Consider the following 15,374-nt stretch of genomic DNA (forward strand, 5'->3'; position numbering starts at 1 on the left):
CCATCTCCGCACCCGGCCTCCTCCTCAACCCAAGCCGGGAGCAAAATAAATGAGGCAACCGATCGCACTCGGGAGCATCGATAGGTGAGGCAATACGGAGTCTCACCCTGATCGCCGCCGCGCACCCCGTCTATTCCCGGTGCGCCGTCGTTTTCTTTCGCCATCTCATACGCTGCGCGCAGGGTCTCCATCTTGCACACGTGGACGTATAGACCCCAGAAACGCCAGGACGGTTCAGCCTTCGCCTTGACGTATAGTCTCCGCCTCAGGTCTTGCAAATCGATGGACGCCTTTATCATCTCGTCCTTGCCTTCCTTACGTTAGAGACATCACAAATGGCAGGGACCCTTTGCTCCACGGGAGTTACTCCGCTTCATCGCTACTCCAGTCCCGGCCGCCACCTTCTCATCTTCGGTCGATTTCCCGGGATCTCCGGTTATACGACCTACCTTCTTCCGGCGATTTCTCTCCGGGATGAAGGCTTCTCCAGTTGCTCGGCATGTCCTTGTCACCGTGCTGTCGCTTTCACCCCGCCGAAATGACCCGTCGTGTCAGTTAGCATTCGATGGATCATGCTGCCTTCGCCCCTAAACTGCAGGCTCGACTTTCGGTTTTCAGCATTTTCGAGGCCACAACGCGTTCTCTTTTGATACGGCCCGATGACTCGTGGTCTCCCCAAGGGAGTTTTGTCGATAGGCTTCAAAGGTTCTATTTCTATCTCCTCTGCTACCCACACTACGGGGAGCTAACTTTTTCCCCGGCAGGACTTACTCCTGCTGAACATGCCAGCCTTCGCTGGACGCACAGTTCGGCATGCATATCCCGCTCAACCAAGTGCGAGAGGATCGACCTGCCATTGTCGACGCTCGCTGACCAGGTCGGCCACGGAACCTTCGCCATCATGCCGCTCTTCCAGCTGATCGAGCGTCATGTACTCGCAGTCGAGCGCCTTCATGGCGACGACACCACCATCCGCGTCCTGGCGAAGGGCAAGTGCACGACCCGCCGGAGCTGGAGTTATGGGCGGGATGACCGGCCCTTCGGTGGGCCGGCGCCGCCGGCTGCGGTCTATTACGCCTCACCCGACCGGCGAGGCCAGCATCCCCAGAGGCATCTGGCCGCCTTCGCCGGCATCCTGCAAGCCGATTGCTATAGCGGCTTCGAGCCGTTGTTCGACCCGCAAAGGAAAGCGATGCCGATCACGCCGGCATTCTGCTTCGCGCATGCGCGGCGGGGCTTCTTCGAGTTGGCCGATATCGAGAAGAACGCCAGGGTAGGCAGCAAGGGTAAACCAGCTCCCCGATCGCGCTAAGCCGCTGCTCGACGACATGCACGCCTGGCTGCTGCGCGAGCGAGAAACCCTCTCGCGCTCCTCCGAGGTCCTGAAGCCCACGAATTACATGCCAGGCGCTGAGCCGACTTTGCCCGCTTCCTCGACGATGGCAGGATCTGCCTCAGCAACAACGCCGCCAAAAGAGCGTTGCGCGGCATCGCCTTGGGAAGGCGCAATTGGACCTTCGCCGGCAGCCTGCGCGGCGCCGAACGCGCCGCCATCATGCTGACGATGATCACCACCTGTCGTCTTAACGATGTCGATCCCAAAGCCCGGCTCTCCGACGTCCTCGCCCGGATCGCCGATCTTCCCGCTTCGCGTCTGCGCGAACTGCTGCCTGGGAATGGAAGCTCCCGCGCCAAGCCGACTAACTGTAACCGGCATGAGCTCCCACGACCGCAGTGATCATTGAGCGCGGGCGTAGCGGATCGGCATCCAGTATTGCCGCAAGGCTTCGACCGCCGCGGGAATATCGGCGTGGGCGTTACGCAGAAATTTCTTGGTCTCGCGGCCGCTTCGTGGTGGTCCAAGCAGCGGTCGGCCCTGATCGTCGCGACAGTGCAGCAGGATAGGTAGAAGTAGGCCGTGATTGACGTTGCCGGTGTCCAGCAACGGTGCCCACGCCAATAGCTTGAGCCGCATCGCGGCGTAGAAGCCTTGGCACCATGGTCGCGGATCCACGTCTCCACTGGGTTTACGCCGGTGCATCGGCGCGAACCTGTCGGGTGCGGTCGAGAGGGTGTTGCTGATGTCGTTGTGACGCAGGGCGACAGCCGATATGGCTGCAAACTCCGGGGTGCCGCTGTGGTTGAAGGCATCGGCATCGATGGCGAGCAGCGGGCAGATCCAGTCGAGTGGGCTCATCGACACCGGTCCGGCCACGATTGCGGCGACGTAGCCGTCGAGCATGGGGAGATTGGTGGCGGCAGGTTGCTGATCGACCCGAGCCTGCAGCCATCGCTCGAGCTCCTCAAGTGGCATCTCGGCTGCGGCCATTGACGACGCTGCTTTATGACGACGCGGGCTCATGCCGCGGCCTGTGCGGTGCGCTGGCGCGCCGCCTTCCAGTGCCAGGCGAGCAGTTCGTGCAGTTGATGGCTCTTGGTTCCACCGGAGACGATGCGCTCCAGCACGTCGGTCAGATAGGCTTGCGGATCGAGCTCATGGAGCTTTGCGGTGTTCACGAGCGACGCGAGGATGGCCCAGCTCTCGGCACCACCTTCGCTACCGCTGAACAAGGCGTTGCGTCTTCCCATGGCAATCGGGCGCATGGAACGCTCGACCGTGTTGGAATCGACCTCGACGCGGCCGTCGCTGAGAAACAGCGTCAGTCCGTCCCAGTGATTGAGCGCATAGTTGATCGCCTCTGTCAGCTTCGATTGGGAAAACAGCTGACCTACCATCTCAATCAGTCGCGCATTGAGCGCCACCATCAACGGGGCGCTCCTGGTGCGGCGGGCGGCCAGCCGCTGCTCCGCACTGCTGCCGCGGATCTCTGCCTCGATCGCATAGACCGCCTGCAGCCGTTCAATCACGTCGCGCGCGAATGGCGACTGCGTGGACTTGTACACCTCGACGAATTTGCGTCGAGCATGGGCGAGACAAAAGGCGAGCTGGATCGCGCCGCCATGACGGCGGGCCAGCGCCTTGTAGGCGGCATAACCGTCCACCTGCAGAACGCCGCAAAAGCCCATCAACTGTCCGGCGATCTCCTCGGTGCCGCGGCCGTCGGCGAATACGTAGGTAACCGCCGGCGGCGAGGGGCCACCCCATGGCCGGTCATCCATAGCATGCGCCCAGAACTGGCAGATGCGGGGACGATGTCGTCCTGGATCAAGCACCGGCATCGGCGTCTCGTCGCAGAACACGCGCGGCGCAGCCTGAATGATCCGCAGCTGCAGCTCATAAAGGCTCCTGAGCCACAAGGCGGTACGTTTGACCCAACCGCGAGTGTCGCGCGGTCAAGATGGATGCCGTGGCCGGCCAGGATCTGAACTTGCCGGTACAGCGGCAAATACCGGGCGAACTTCGAGACCACCACATGGCTCACGAGGGCCGTCGACGCCATGCCGCCCTCAATCAGGCGCGGCAGCACTTTGGCTTGGACCACGCCATCGGTGCAGCCGCGGCAGCCGTATTTGGGACGGATCGTGCGCAGCACGCGCAGGAGCGCCGGGATCACTCCAACACCTCGCTGACGTCCTCGCCGATCTTGTGAAGCTGGCCCTGGCAGCACGGGCAGGCCGTCACCTCCGGCTCCAGGACCTGCTCACAGCGCGGCAGATGCTTGGGCAACGCGCCGATGTTGCGGCGCGCCTTCTTACGTAGCTTATCGGACGGCTTCACCGCAGGTGCATCGTCGTTGGCAGCTGCCGGCGGCGTGACACTGGTCTCAAGATCGTCAAGCTCAAGCTCAAGCTGCTCGGCCACGAGCGTGGCAAGCCGTTCCGAGCGCTTCCCGAAGATCATCTCCTTGAGCGTCTGCATCGCAACACGCAGCTTCTCGTTCTCGGCGTCGAGCGCGAGCACCATCTCTGTTAGAGCGGCGGGATCAGTCGAGAGGACGTCCGGGCGAATCGCCATAAATGGACCATACATCCGCGCGGCGCAGGCTCCAGCGAAATCCTCTCCTCTCAGCCGACAACGGCCGGCTGCTTCACCGGCTTGGGCGAGACGCGCGTCCACTCGAGTCCGTCGAGCAGCATCGCGAGCTGTGTCGCAGTCAGATGCACCACGCCTTCGCGGATCGGCGGCCAGGTGAAGTGCCCCTGGTGCAACCACTTCGTCATCAGCACCATGCCGCTGCCGTCCCACGCCAGAAGCTTCACTCTGTCCGTGCGTTTGCTGCGGAACACGAAGACGTCCCCACAACACGGATTCGCACGCAGCGCTTCGCTCACCAGTGCCGACAGCGTATGCACCGACTTGCGGAAATCGACCGGCTGTGTCGCCAGCACCACCTTGAGGTCAGAGCGTAGCGCAATCACCGGATACCCCGAAGCGCCGCCAGCACGGTCGACAGCGTCGCCAGCTCAACGTCCGGCTCGACCCGGATGCGCGCCCCGTTCACCTCGATCTCGACAACTCCGCAAACCTTGGCCGGCGGCGCGGCGATCTCCAAAGGCCTCGTCTGTAGCCCGGAAATACGTTCATGCTCGCCCGCTGTCCCGCGATCGATCCCCGGACCAATTTGGATTGGCACGAAGTTCGGTGCCTTGCCCCCCACCGCCGCCGCAACTTGGCGGCGCCACACCGTAAGCAGCCCGCGCGAAACGCCATTGCGCCGCGCAACCTCGGAGATGTTCGCACCCTCCTCAAAGCTCTCCGCCACGATCCGGGCCTTCTCCTCGCTCGTCCACCGACGCCGTCGGCGCTCCCCGGTGATCACTGAGCGTGCTGCCGGTTTGATGGACACCCCGTTAAGCTAATCCCACCTTGCGCTCCATCTCGACCGAGCTGATATAGCCGATGGCCGAGTGTCCGCGGTGTTCGTTGTACAACAACGTTTGAGAACGGCCACAGGACCGTTCTTCGCGAGGTTCTTTATCGGCATCATCCATGGTTTGGGCGCCGAGTTTGCGTTCATGGAGCCGTCGACAAGGCTTTGATGTTGTTTTTCGCTGCACCTTGGACGGATCGCAAGGAGATCGTTGGCTGGAAGTGCCAGCAGGGATGTTCGACCGGACGGCATGCCCTGACGCCGAGCTTTTGACAGCTCAACCGTTTGTCAGCATCGATGCGCTTGCGGCGCTTTCTGCGCTTCTCGATCTGGCGTTGAAGGATCGAACGCCATCAGCTGCCCTGCTTTCTGGCGCATCCAGAGGCTCTCACGGTCAGAATCGGGGAGCGACTCATGTCACGCCAGACGGCAATGCCAGGGAGCGGATACCGACACAATCAACAACCGCGGCCGCAGCAGATGGATCTGTTCGGGAGCGGCCTGTCGAGCGGCGCCACCGGTGCGCCCACATGGTCGGAGCTTCCGGCGGAAGCGCAGGCGGCCCTTACGAGTCTGATGACGCAGTTGATCCTCGACCATGCCGCGACGACAGCGACGCCGCGCGCGAAGGAGGTCGGTCATGATCTCTGACAAGGTCAGGCCTCATCATCTGGAGAAGGGGATACTTTACGTGCGTCAATCCTCAGCACATCAGGTGCTACACAATCGCGAGAGCGGCGCGTTGCAATACGCCATGCGGGACCGACTGACGGCACTCGGATGGTCAGAGGTTGAAGTGATCGATGATGATCTCGGTCGCTCAGCCGCCGGCGGCGTACAACGCGCCGGCTTCGAGCGGATGGTAGCGGAGGTTTGCCTCGGTAAAGTTGGTGCGGTTTGCGCCCGCGAAGTCTCGCGCTTCGCTCGCAACAGACGGGATTGGCAGCAACTCATCGAGATGTGCCGCGTGGTCGATACCGTTCTGATCGATCAGGAGACGATCTACGCGCCAAGGCACGGTAACGATCGCCTGTTGCTCGGGCTCAAGGGCAGCCTCAACGAGTACGAGCTGGATCTGTTGCGCCAGCGCTCGCTCTCGGCCCGCTACGAGAAGGCGCGCCGGGGCGAGTTGGTTGTGGCAGCGCCCGTCGGCTTCGTGAAGGCCGGCGACCGTTATGAGAAAGATCCGGATCGGCGTGTCCAGGAGCGATCAAGCTGGTGTTCGACAAGGTCGAGGAACTCGGCAGCGCGCGACCGTTCTGCTGGCTCCACGAGTACAATCTCGATCTGCCGGTGAAGCGGACCAACGGCGCAACGGCCTGGCGGCGACCGAGCTACTCCGCCATCCACCGGATCATTGAGAACCCGGTCTACGGCGGCGCCTATGCCTATGGTAAGACGGCTGTCGCGGCGGGATACAGCGCCGTGGGTGTGAGCGTGAAGATCCGCCGCAGGCGCGGAGCGAATGGCTGGCGCTGAAGCCCAACACCCACGACGGGTATGTGAGCTGGGAGAGGTTCGAGGCGATCCGCACCATGGTCAGCAGCAACGCTCCCACCGGTCGGCATCACGGCGCGCCCAAGCATGGTGACGCGCTGCTGGCCGGTCTGATCCGGTGCAAGCGCTGCGGTCGCAAGCTCACACTCCGGTACTCCGGCATGAACCACCATATCCCGCGCTATAGCTGTAGCCGCGCCTGGATGGACAATGGCGGCCCTCACTGCATCGGCTTCGGCGGACTGCCCGTCGATGATGCAATCGAGGAAGCACTGCTTGGCGTCATCGGTCCGGGCGCTATCGCCGCCGCAACCGCTGCCGCCAAGGAAGCCAGGGGAACGGCGCGATCAGGTGCGCGATGCTCTCAGTCGCGATCTCGAAGCGGCGCGCTATGCCGCCGACCAGGCTTTTCCGGCAATACGATGCCGCTGACCCCGCGAGCCGGCTGGTGGCGGGCGAGCTTGGAGCGCGCTGGAACAGGACGCTCGCTCACGCAGCGGAGGTCGAGGGCAAAATCGCCACGCATAATGCGGCGATGCCTGCCCCCATTGCTGATCCAGCCTCGCTCGGCGTTCTGGCCTCGAACCTCAGAACGGTCTGGGATGCGCCGACGACGGATGCTCGCCTCAAGAAGCGCATTGTGCGCACCCTCATCCATGAGGTCGTAGCCGATATCGATGATGCGGCCTCCGAGATCGTCCTCGTCGTCCACTGGGTTGGCGGCGTTCACAGCGAGATACGCCTGCCCAAGCGTGAGCAAGCGCGCTATGAGGCCACTCGGGCTCGTCGGCGATATGAGGCTGTCGATCCCGACAATCGCCTGGTCGCCGGCGAGCTGGAGCGACGTTGGAATGAACGTCTGCTGGCCGTCCGCGCGCTCGAGGAAGAGCGCGGTGCACTGTTGGCCAAGCCGGAGAGTCCTCTGAGCGAGGCGGATCGCGAGCGGCTGCTTGCGCTTGGCTCCGATTTGGAGCGGGCCTGGAACAGTCCTGGGGCGACGCCTGCCACGCGCAAGGGGATCATCCGAACCTTAATCCACGAAATCGTTGTATGCGTCGGCGATGCGGCAATTGAGCTTGTGATCCACTGGCAGGGCGGCGATCACACAGCGCTAGAGACCAGAAAGAACCGCACGGGCCAACACCGCTGGAGCACATCCGCAGATGTCATCGATCTCCTGCGTGTTCTGGCACGCCAGATGCCCGACGGCACGATCGCGGCGGTCCTCGACCGAGCGGCAAGTCGACGGGGCACGGTAACAGCTGGACCCGCGCCCGCGTTCGTCACTTGCGCAACCAGCAAGCTATCGCACCCTACCGGGAAGGCGAACGCATGGAGAGAGGAGAAATTACTCTGGATGAAGCCGCCGCTGCGTTGACGGTCAGCCCATCGACGGTTCGCCGTCTGATCGCGGAGCGAAGCTTGCCCGCGCACCAGCTGTGCAAGGGCGCACCCTGGGTGATCAAGGCGCCTGATCTGGAGCACCCCGAGGTCAGGAACGCCGCGCAGGCGCGGCGCTTCCGGCGCCCGTCGTCTGGCGATCTCCGCCAAAGAGAGCTTGAACTATAATGGCATAACGAGGTGGGCAGTATGAATCGGACTCGGGCGGCCCGAACAGGAGCAAATTGGCACCCTTACCCAACCAGCTGTCACCGGCGGCGAGCGCCATCACCTGCGCCTTGGAGATCATCGGCACGGCCTCGAAGTCGAAGCCGCCGAAGGTCTTCCCAGCAGACAGCCGCGCCTCGACGAGATGGCGCTCGGTGAGCCGGCGACCGCGTTCGGCGATCTCGTGCTCGGCAATGGTGGCGAGGAAGCGGGCCGCTGGCCAACCTTCCTTGTCGGACTGCTCGGCAAATTGCGCCCACAGCACCTTGATGGCCGGGAGGCGGAGCTCGTTGAGCAACAGATTGAGGCGCGCGGTATCAACGGTATTGGCTACGCTCATGCGGCACCTCCGATCTCGGCAGTACCGATGAGGCATTCGTAGGTGGCAAGGGGGTGCGAGCTGCACCACGACGTTCGGCAGGTGGGCGGGTCAGGAGCGAAGTGAGCGCGCAGCCGGTTAGGTTCAGGCAGTCGGCCGGCCTCGAGGTCGGCGGTGAGCTGATCGGCGAGTTCGGTCTCGCAGCCGCGTTCATGAGCGAGCGCGAGGAGATCGACCATGATCCGGCAGGCTTTTTTGTCCGGCAAGCGTTCGCGCAACCGATCGAAGGTCTTCCAATAGGCATCGCGCGGGAACAGCCGATCTCGGTAGACCAGATTGAGAAGCGCCATCGGCTTGCGCCGCAGGGAATGGATCACGTGCCGATAATCTCGAGACGATCATCGTAAAGGCGCACCCGCAGCCGGTGACCGATCAGGCGCGATGGCACCGTGTAGAACACCTTGCGCAGGGTGAAGCCGCCGGACGATGTCACGCGGACGATCACCTCTTCGTAGTCGGAGGTGCGCCGATCGGGCAGCTCCTGCAACACCACGCGCTCGCTATCGATCCGCTTGGCGTTGCGGGCATTGCGGCGGCTGACGATCTCGTCGATGAAGCCGCGATAGGTGGCAAGATCGTCGAAGTCGACAGTTCCGCGCAGCAGCAAGGCATCCGCGATTGCTCGCTTCAGATGACCGTGGGGCCCTTCGATCGAATCATTCTCGTGAGCAACGCCTCGATTGTTGCGGGAATGCCCCATGCCGTAATGGGCACAAAGGGCCTCGTATCGCTGCGTCAGATCATCCCGAGCATGGCAATCGAGATTGCGGAATGCGGCCGACAGGCTGTCGGTCCGATGCTCCCGCGGCGCCCCACCGAGCGACCAGAGGGCATTCTGCAGGCCTTCGGCCAGGGCAACGAAGCTCTCACCGCCAAGCACGACGTGGGCGTGCGCGAACCCGCAATAGGCCAAACGGACGTGATAGAGACGATGATCCAGCGGTGCGCCGATTTGTCGCCAGTGATGCGTCGCCTGGTGGGCGCTCGCTTCGCCGATCTCCGCCGCCTCGAAGAACGGATCCGCGAATTGACACAGGAGATCGAAGCGGTTGCCGATCGAGAGGACGTCACCCGCCGGCTGATGACAATTCCTGGTATCGGCGCATTGGGTGCGACCGCCGTACTTGCCGCGATCGGTGATGGGCTGCAGTTTCGCAAGGCCCGCGACCTTGCTGCCTGGCTGGGGTTAGTGCCCAGGCAATACTCGAGCGGCGGAAAACAGACGTTGCTTGGCGTCAGCAAACGCGGCAACCGTTATCTGAGAAAGCTTTTGGTGCAGGGCGCGCGATCCTGCTTCCGGCATTTGGACCGGACGCGCGATCGCCTAGGAAGCTGGCTCGACGGGCTCCAGGCTCGGATGCATCCGAACAAGGCCGTTGTCGCTCTAGCCGCCAAGATGGCCCGCATTGTGTGGGTGGTCTTGAACAAGCCCGGAGCACTCTACGAACGCAGAGATCCTGCCTTGCCTGACGCTTCTGGCTTCGATTGCAAGGCTCGGGAACAGTGATGACGAAACAGTGGATCAACATGCCGTAAGCCCTGTGCAAAAAAGCGGGCTTCCTGCCCGAACTATTTATTGGGAACGGCGTGCGCGGATCTCATCATGGCGTGGCTGCAACAGCAGTCCACTCGCGAGAGGCCGGATACATTTATGCAACTGGAAGCGCTGCATCGCGAATCCGTGCCAGATGGTCGGCTCGAGGACACGCCTGATCAATCAGACGCGGGCTTTCTGCCTCGAGTACGGTGTACCTTTGCGTCAGGGTGCCGGAATATTCAATCTCGAGTTGCCGCGCGTTTGAATGACGAAGGAAACGCGCTTGAAGATCCACTTGGTCCTCCTCCTTCACGGCAACGAAGCGCATTGTCGGTCGCGTAGCGGCCTCAGCGATCGCCTCGGCGTCGATGATATCGTTCTTGTTTGACTTCACGTAGGGCTTCACGAATTGCACGGGGATCAGGCGCACCTTGTGACCAAGTGCCTGTATCTTCCGGGCGAGCCACTGTGGACCGACGCAGGATTCCATGCCAACTATGCTTGGTTGTGCGCGCGCAAAGAACTGAAGAAGGGTGTCCCCTCGAAAGCGAAATTTCTGAACAGGTGTGCCGTCGCAGCTCAGGCCAACGACGTGGAATAGGTTCTTGCCAATGTCGATTCCATAGACAGCCGCGGGTCGCGGCAAATTGCGATCGGCCATGATACTCTCCTCTTTAGTCTGCCCTTCCTATGATGAGGGAGGAGGACGGGGCGGTCCATCCCATTAATGGTGACGCCCGCGGGCAAGCGGAAAGCTGTCGCGTATCTCATGGTTGCCCACGGGATGAGCGAACGGCGGGCGTGTAAAGCCATCGGCTGCTGCCGCATGACCATCAGATATCTGACAATCCGGGCGGACGATGCCGTCCTACGGCAGCGCATGCGGGCGATCGCCCACGAACGCCGTCGTTTTTGTTTGTCGGCGCCTGCACGTGCTGCTCAACCGGGAGGGCTACCTGGTCAAACCACAAGAAGCTGTTCCGGGGAAGAGAGGCTTGCGGTACGCCGCCGCGGCGGCCGCAAGCGGGCCGCCCTTGGGACCCGGGCGCCAATGACGGTGCCGATGGCCCGCAACGATCGCTGGTTGCTCGACTTCGTGTCGGATCAGCTGACCTGCGGCCGCCGCTTCAGCGTCCTCACCGTGGTCGATGACTGCACCCGCGAGTGCTTGGCGCTAGTCGCCGATACCTCGCTCTCCGGCATCCGCGTGGCGCGGGAACTGGACCGGCTGATGTTCGAGCGCGGCGAGCCCAGGATGGTGGTCAGCGACAACGGCACCGAGCTCACCAGCAACGCCATCCTGACATGGGCCGATCAAAGCCCCGTCGGTTGGCATTACATCGCGCCGGGCAAGCCCATGCAGAATGCGTTCATCGAGCGCTTCAATGGCCGGCTGCGGGACGAACTGCTCAACGAGACGCTGTTCACGTCACTGGCGCAGGCCCTCGTCGCGCTCGGATGCGGGCGGGCCCACTACAACGACGCACGACCACACTCTCAGCTCGGATGGAAAACGCCGTCCGAGTTCGCCGACACCTGCCATCCGCGACGGGATCTGGCGCTGTGCGTTATGCCGAAGGCTCTGCGCCAGCTCCCGTCGCTCCCCCAACTGGGCAAATCCAACGACCGGGGCGAACTCAGGGCTGGATAAAACTTGGGGCAAGGTCAGCACGTGCGGATGCAGGTCAATGTGTTGGGTGCCGAGCGTCGGCGGCGATGGAGTTACGACGAGAAGGTCCGTCTGTCGAGGAGACGTTTGCAGGCCGGCGAGACGGTCTGCGGCGTCGCGCGCCGGCATGGGGTGGCTCACGACTTCCAGCTCTTCGAACGTCAGCGCCAACTGCGCTTGCGGGTAAATCCGCGCACCGTCGTCGGTTTGCCACAGCCTCTTCCGCCGCCAGCTCGTCCCCGGTGGCGTCAGATCTGACGCTTTAGCTTGGCGATCTGCAACTTCTGCTGCGCAATCAGTGCCTCGCATAGCTTGCTGTTCCGGCAGGCGCGCCAAGCCGCCTGGGCGGTGATGCGGTGCCAGCTCTGGTTCCTGTCGAGATCACACGTGCACCGGCATCGATCAGCACGTCGCAACTGGCGTCTTCGCCTCCTAAGCAACGCGCAACGGCTGGAATCATCGAGATCGAGCTTAGCGGCGGCTGTCGTGTTCGCGTTGATCGCGACGAGCTGCAGCGGGTTTTTGAGCTTCTGCGACGACGATGATCCCGCTCCCGAGCGGCGTCAGGGTATGGATCGCGACTGGCCACACCGACATGCGTCGGGCCATGCAAAGTTTGGCGCTTGCGGTTCAGGAAAGCTTGGAGCGCGATCCCCATGCCGGCGATCTCTATATCTTATGGGGCCGCCGCGGCCTTCTGGTCAAGATTCTCTCGCATGACGGCTTGGGCATGTCGCTCTATGCCAAGCGCCTGGATCACGGCAGGTTCATCTGGCCGTCGACGTCGGTCGGCGCGGTGTCGATCTCGGCAGCGCAAATGGCTTACATGCTCGAGGGCATCGACTGGTGGACTCCCCAACTGAGCTGGCGGCCGCAGAGCGGGGGCTAATCCAGGAAAATCCTCATATTGCCGACATTTGGGAGTCCCAATGCATTCAATCTGTGATTCACTGCGTCGCATGAATGCGGATCGCGACGCCGCTCCGGATGACGTTGCCGCCCTGAAGGCGGCGCCGGCAGCCGAGCGCGCTAAGGGTACGGAGATCGCCGCCGAGCTCGCGGTCGCCCGTGCGAAAGCGTCGGAAGACGCGCCGAGTGGCCAGACCTTCCCGGAGCACCTGAACTCAGGACTGGATAACACTTGGGGGCGAGGTCACGATAAATGTCAGTGGCTAGTTTGATGATGTTGTCGCAGCCGCTACCGCCGGGAATGTCCGAAGTTTTGTGTAAGCGATTTCTGTGAAGGTGGGTTTTGCGTTTGAGACATTGAAAGCTGGCATCGACGGCATGGCCGATAATTCTGCTTGGCCGGACCGAGCGGTCAAGCCCCGAAGCCGCGCAGCGGCGCGCCGCAGGCGCGGGGCTTGACGGCGAAGGTTCGGTCCAAACGATCATGGTCGGCGCCGTGATGTCGGTTGTGATCATCAGCGCGCTGTTCCGGGAAACCGCGCGCCGAAGTGGATGGCGAACTGCCCCATCGCGGCAGTCCATTCAACCGGTCGCCGCCAATAAACGCCAGCGTTCCTGAGGGCGAGATACAACAGCTTGAGCGCCGCCTCGTCGGTCGGGAAGCTGCCGCGGGTCTTGATGATCTTGCGCAGCGAACGATGTAGCGCCTCGACCCCGTTTGTCGTGTAGATCATCTTTCGGATGCCAGGCGCGAAGGCGAAGAACGGCACTACGTGCTCCCACGCTTTGCGCCAGATCTGGCCAATGGCGGGATAGCGCTTGCCCCATTCGGCCTCGAACTCGGCAAGCCTCAGCGCCGCCGCGTCGGCACTCTCAGCCCGATAGATCGCCTTTCGAGGGCAGGATCGCCTTGCGGTCCTTCCAGGAGACGAAGGCAAGGCTGTTACGGATCAGGTGCACGATGCAGGTCTGCACCAGCGTCTGCGGGTAGACCGATGTGATCGCCTCGGGAAACCCCTTCAGCTCGTCGACGACGGCAATCAGGATATCGTTGACGCCGCGCGCCTTGAGTTCGTTGACGACCCGCAGCCAGAATTTGGCGCCCTCGGTCTGCTCGATCCAGAGCCCGAGCGTCCTTCTCGCCATCGGCATTGTAGGCGAGCGCAACGTAGACCGCCTTGTTCTTGACCAGCCCTTCGTCGCGTATCTTGACCCGCAGCGCGTCAAAAAAGACGATTGGGTACACGGCGTCGAGCGGCCGGCTCTGGCATTCCCGGACCTCATCGAGGACGGCGTCGGCCACCCGGCTAATGAGATCGGGCGAGACCTCGGCGCCTTAGAGCTCGGCCAGGTGGCCCTGGATCTCCCGCACCGTCATGCCGCGGGCATAGAGGCTCAGGATCTTGTCGTCGAAACCATCGAACCGGGTCTGCCCCTTGGCGGTCAACTGCGGCTCGAAGCTGCCGGCCCGATCGCGAGGCACGGTAATCTCGATCTCGCCATCCTCCGTCAGGATCGTCTTCGAGCTTGTCCCGTTGCGGCTGTTGCCTGAGCCCCGGCCGGCAGGATCACCCTTCTCGTAGCCCAAATGCTCGGTCAGCTCGGCTCCAAGTGCGCGCTCGATCAAGGCCTTCTTGAGCTGCTTGAACAGCCCATTCTCGCCGGTCAGGTTTTCGGGCTTGCTGTAGTTCGCAAGAAGCTGGTCCAGCAGTTCAGGGGTAATCGTCGTATCGGTGGTCATGTGAGTCTCCAATTAAGGTAAACTCACAGAAACCTCCTTACACATCGTTCCGGACACCCTCCTACCGCCCCGCTCGCAGAGGAGGTCCGTAACGCACAGAGCCGTGGCACGAGCCACTATCGGTCGCAGCTATTTTATCAGACAAGACTCTGCATAAGAGTCGTTGAGGTCCGCGATCGCCTTGCGGATGGCCCCGTTGAGTTCGTCAAGCGAGAAGAAGCGCCGGTTCCGCAGCCGCGCCAGCACAAACCGCTGGACGATCTGCACCGCCACTTCCACCTTCGCCTTGTCGCGTGGTTTGCGCGGACGCGTGGGCAGGATCGCGGTGCCGTAGTGCTCGGCCAGCTCCTGGTAGGTGCGGTTGATGCCCGGCTCATAGCGACAGGTGGCGGTGACGCCGGCCTTCAGATTGTCGCAGACGATCGCCTTCGGCACGCCGCCGATCGCGCGCAACGTATTGGCGTGCAGCCCGATCCAGTCGGCCAGCCCTTCCGACCAACGCGCCTCGGCAAAGGTGTAGTTGGATGCTCCTAGCACCGCGACGAAGACATGGGCCAGCCGCTGCGCGCCGGTCGCGGCGTCGAACACCGGCACCGTGTCGCCCGCGAAGTCGACGAACAGCTTCTCTCCAGGCCCATGCGTCTGCCGCATGGTCGGCGAGATCGCCTCGCTCCATTCCCGGTAGAGATCGCAAAACCGGCTGTAGCCATAGCCGTCGGCGTGCTCCGCGCGATATTCCTCCCACAACAGGAGCAACGTCACGCTGCGCCGCTTCAGCTCCCGGTGCACCGCCTTCCAGTCGGGCAACGGCCGCGCCGGCTTCTCCTCGAATGTCGGCGGCGTGAACAGCCGGCGCTCGAGTTCGCCGTCGTCCATCCCTTCCGGCACCGGCCAGGTGATGCCGATCACGGCAGCCCGCCGCAGATACTCGCCAACCGTCGATCGGCTGATGCCGACCGTGACGGCGATCTGCCGCTCGCTCACGCCAAGGGCGTGCCGCAGTCTCAAAACTTCTCGAACCTTCCGCATCGGCGCTCTCTCGGCGGGCATCAGACCTTCCCTTGCTTGGTCGCAAAGGTGGGCTGGTCCGCGATTCGATCGCCGTCTTCGAGAGCGTCAGGCGGTCTCAACAGGGTGGCCGGCTTCGATCGGAATGGGTGGCCGACTTCCGTCGGAATCGGTGGCCGGATTGCGTCGGAATACTGGAGGGTTCAAATAGGTCCCGCGTCGCAGATCTCGCCGCAAGTCCAGCGCGGGACCTA

The 15,374-nt window shown here is 62.9% G+C and carries 10 protein-coding genes and 10 pseudogenes; 11 read left to right on the top strand and 9 right to left on the bottom strand.

Annotated features, from left to right (window positions below; all coding sequences use genetic code 11):
• Window positions 1-804: 804 nt before the first annotated feature.
• Window positions 805-1,704 (top strand): annotated as a pseudogene (locus tag QY049_RS10670) (transposase); the annotation flags it as partial.
• 34 nt (window positions 1,705-1,738) lie between these two features.
• On the opposite strand, the gene QY049_RS10675 reads toward QY049_RS10670, so the two are convergent.
• The 4 genes and pseudogenes from QY049_RS10675 to QY049_RS38975 form a co-directional block, all read right to left on the bottom strand.
• Complete coding sequence (locus QY049_RS10675) at window positions 1,739-2,329, bottom strand: UPF0149 family protein (protein WP_128969528.1); 591 nt, start codon at window positions 2,327-2,329, stop codon at window positions 1,739-1,741.
• 29 nt (window positions 2,330-2,358) lie between these two features.
• Window positions 2,359-3,916, bottom strand: a pseudogene (locus tag QY049_RS10680) (IS66 family transposase).
• 50 nt (window positions 3,917-3,966) lie between these two features.
• Complete coding sequence (gene tnpB, locus QY049_RS10685) at window positions 3,967-4,320, bottom strand: IS66 family insertion sequence element accessory protein TnpB (protein ID WP_128955119.1); 354 nt, start codon at window positions 4,318-4,320, stop codon at window positions 3,967-3,969.
• 254 nt (window positions 4,321-4,574) lie between these two features.
• A pseudogene (locus tag QY049_RS38975) lies at window positions 4,575-4,748 on the bottom strand (transposase); the annotation flags it as partial.
• Window positions 4,749-5,186: 438 nt separating this feature from the next.
• On the opposite strand from QY049_RS38975, the gene QY049_RS10695 reads away from it, so the two are divergent.
• The 6 genes and pseudogenes from QY049_RS10695 (at window position 5,187) to QY049_RS10720 (ending at window position 7,838) form a co-directional block, all read left to right on the top strand.
• Complete coding sequence (locus tag QY049_RS10695; RefSeq protein ID WP_210326194.1) at window positions 5,187-5,423, top strand: hypothetical protein; 237 nt, start codon at window positions 5,187-5,189, stop codon at window positions 5,421-5,423.
• Window positions 5,413-6,069, top strand: a complete 657-nt coding sequence (locus QY049_RS10700) for a recombinase family protein (RefSeq protein WP_210326196.1) — start codon at window positions 5,413-5,415, stop codon at window positions 6,067-6,069. Before QY049_RS10695 ends, QY049_RS10700 begins: the two co-directional genes overlap by 11 nt.
• On the top strand, window positions 5,991-6,251 hold the full coding sequence (locus QY049_RS10705) for a recombinase family protein (RefSeq protein ID WP_232995627.1): 261 nt from the start codon (window positions 5,991-5,993) through the stop codon (window positions 6,249-6,251). The genes QY049_RS10700 and QY049_RS10705 overlap by 79 nt, the downstream gene beginning before the upstream one ends.
• Before the next feature lie 56 nt (window positions 6,252-6,307).
• Window positions 6,308-6,478: pseudogene (locus QY049_RS10710) on the top strand (zinc ribbon domain-containing protein); the annotation flags it as partial.
• Window positions 6,479-6,627: 149 nt separating this feature from the next.
• On the top strand, window positions 6,628-7,647 hold the full coding sequence (locus QY049_RS10715) for a hypothetical protein (protein ID WP_232995665.1): 1,020 nt from the start codon (window positions 6,628-6,630) through the stop codon (window positions 7,645-7,647).
• Window positions 7,602-7,838, top strand: coding sequence for a helix-turn-helix domain-containing protein (locus tag QY049_RS10720; RefSeq protein ID WP_232995628.1), 237 nt, complete (start codon window positions 7,602-7,604; stop codon window positions 7,836-7,838). The genes QY049_RS10715 and QY049_RS10720 overlap by 46 nt, the downstream gene beginning before the upstream one ends.
• A gap of 34 nt (window positions 7,839-7,872) precedes the next feature.
• Here QY049_RS10720 and QY049_RS10725 read toward each other — a convergent pair.
• Window positions 7,873-8,217, bottom strand: a pseudogene (locus tag QY049_RS10725) (ATP-binding protein); the annotation flags it as partial.
• Window positions 8,214-9,199, bottom strand: a pseudogene (locus QY049_RS10730) (IS21 family transposase); the annotation flags it as partial. The pseudogenes QY049_RS10730 and QY049_RS10725, both read right to left, overlap by 4 nt.
• Window positions 9,200-9,205: 6 nt before the next feature.
• Here QY049_RS10730 and QY049_RS10735 point away from each other — a divergent pair.
• A pseudogene (locus tag QY049_RS10735) lies at window positions 9,206-9,763 on the top strand (IS110 family transposase); the annotation flags it as partial.
• 313 nt (window positions 9,764-10,076) lie between these two features.
• Here the strand turns inward: QY049_RS10735 and QY049_RS10740 are convergent.
• Window positions 10,077-10,454 (bottom strand): annotated as a pseudogene (locus tag QY049_RS10740) (transposase); the annotation flags it as partial.
• A gap of 69 nt (window positions 10,455-10,523) precedes the next feature.
• Here QY049_RS10740 and QY049_RS10745 point away from each other — a divergent pair.
• The 3 genes and pseudogenes from QY049_RS10745 to tnpB (QY049_RS10750) form a co-directional block, all read left to right on the top strand.
• Window positions 10,524-11,444: pseudogene (locus tag QY049_RS10745) on the top strand (IS3 family transposase); the annotation flags it as partial.
• 27 nt (window positions 11,445-11,471) lie between these two features.
• The gene (locus QY049_RS38980) at window positions 11,472-11,720 is read left to right on the top strand and encodes a transposase (RefSeq protein ID WP_128955121.1); all 249 of its coding nucleotides are present in this window, start codon (window positions 11,472-11,474) and stop codon (window positions 11,718-11,720) included.
• A 283-nt stretch (window positions 11,721-12,003) separates the two neighbouring features.
• Entirely contained in the window at window positions 12,004-12,351 is a 348-nt protein-coding gene (gene tnpB / locus QY049_RS10750) for an IS66 family insertion sequence element accessory protein TnpB (RefSeq protein WP_128929859.1), read from the top strand.
• Between the two features lie 535 nt (window positions 12,352-12,886).
• Here tnpB (QY049_RS10750) and QY049_RS10755 read toward each other — a convergent pair.
• Both QY049_RS10755 and istA read right to left on the bottom strand, forming a co-directional pair.
• Window positions 12,887-14,112 (bottom strand): annotated as a pseudogene (locus QY049_RS10755) (IS256 family transposase).
• 129 nt (window positions 14,113-14,241) lie between these two features.
• Complete coding sequence (gene istA, locus QY049_RS10760) at window positions 14,242-15,162, bottom strand: IS21 family transposase (protein ID WP_128955122.1); 921 nt, start codon at window positions 15,160-15,162, stop codon at window positions 14,242-14,244.
• Window positions 15,163-15,374: the final 212 nt, after the last annotated feature.

It is taken from the genome of Bradyrhizobium sp. WYCCWR 13022 (genome assembly GCF_030435535.1).
GTDB lineage: Bacteria > Pseudomonadota > Alphaproteobacteria > Rhizobiales > Xanthobacteraceae > Bradyrhizobium.

Excerpts from the sequence above, each read along its gene's own strand:
- QY049_RS10675 (WP_128969528.1), bottom strand. The coding sequence starts at position 2,329 with ATGGCCGCAGCCGAGATGCCACTTGAGGAGCTCGAGCGATGGCTGCAG.
- QY049_RS10695 (WP_210326194.1), top strand. The coding sequence starts at position 5,187 with ATGTCACGCCAGACGGCAATGCCAGGGAGCGGATACCGACACAATCAA.
- QY049_RS10700 (WP_210326196.1), top strand. The coding sequence starts at position 5,413 with ATGATCTCTGACAAGGTCAGGCCTCATCATCTGGAGAAGGGGATACTT.
- QY049_RS10715 (WP_232995665.1), top strand. The coding sequence starts at position 6,628 with ATGCTCTCAGTCGCGATCTCGAAGCGGCGCGCTATGCCGCCGACCAGG.
- QY049_RS10720 (WP_232995628.1), top strand. The coding sequence starts at position 7,602 with ATGGAGAGAGGAGAAATTACTCTGGATGAAGCCGCCGCTGCGTTGACG.
- QY049_RS38980 (WP_128955121.1), top strand. The coding sequence starts at position 11,472 with ATGCAGGTCAATGTGTTGGGTGCCGAGCGTCGGCGGCGATGGAGTTAC.
- tnpB (WP_128929859.1), top strand. The coding sequence starts at position 12,004 with ATGATCCCGCTCCCGAGCGGCGTCAGGGTATGGATCGCGACTGGCCAC.
- istA (WP_128955122.1), bottom strand. The coding sequence starts at position 15,162 with ATGCCCGCCGAGAGAGCGCCGATGCGGAAGGTTCGAGAAGTTTTGAGA.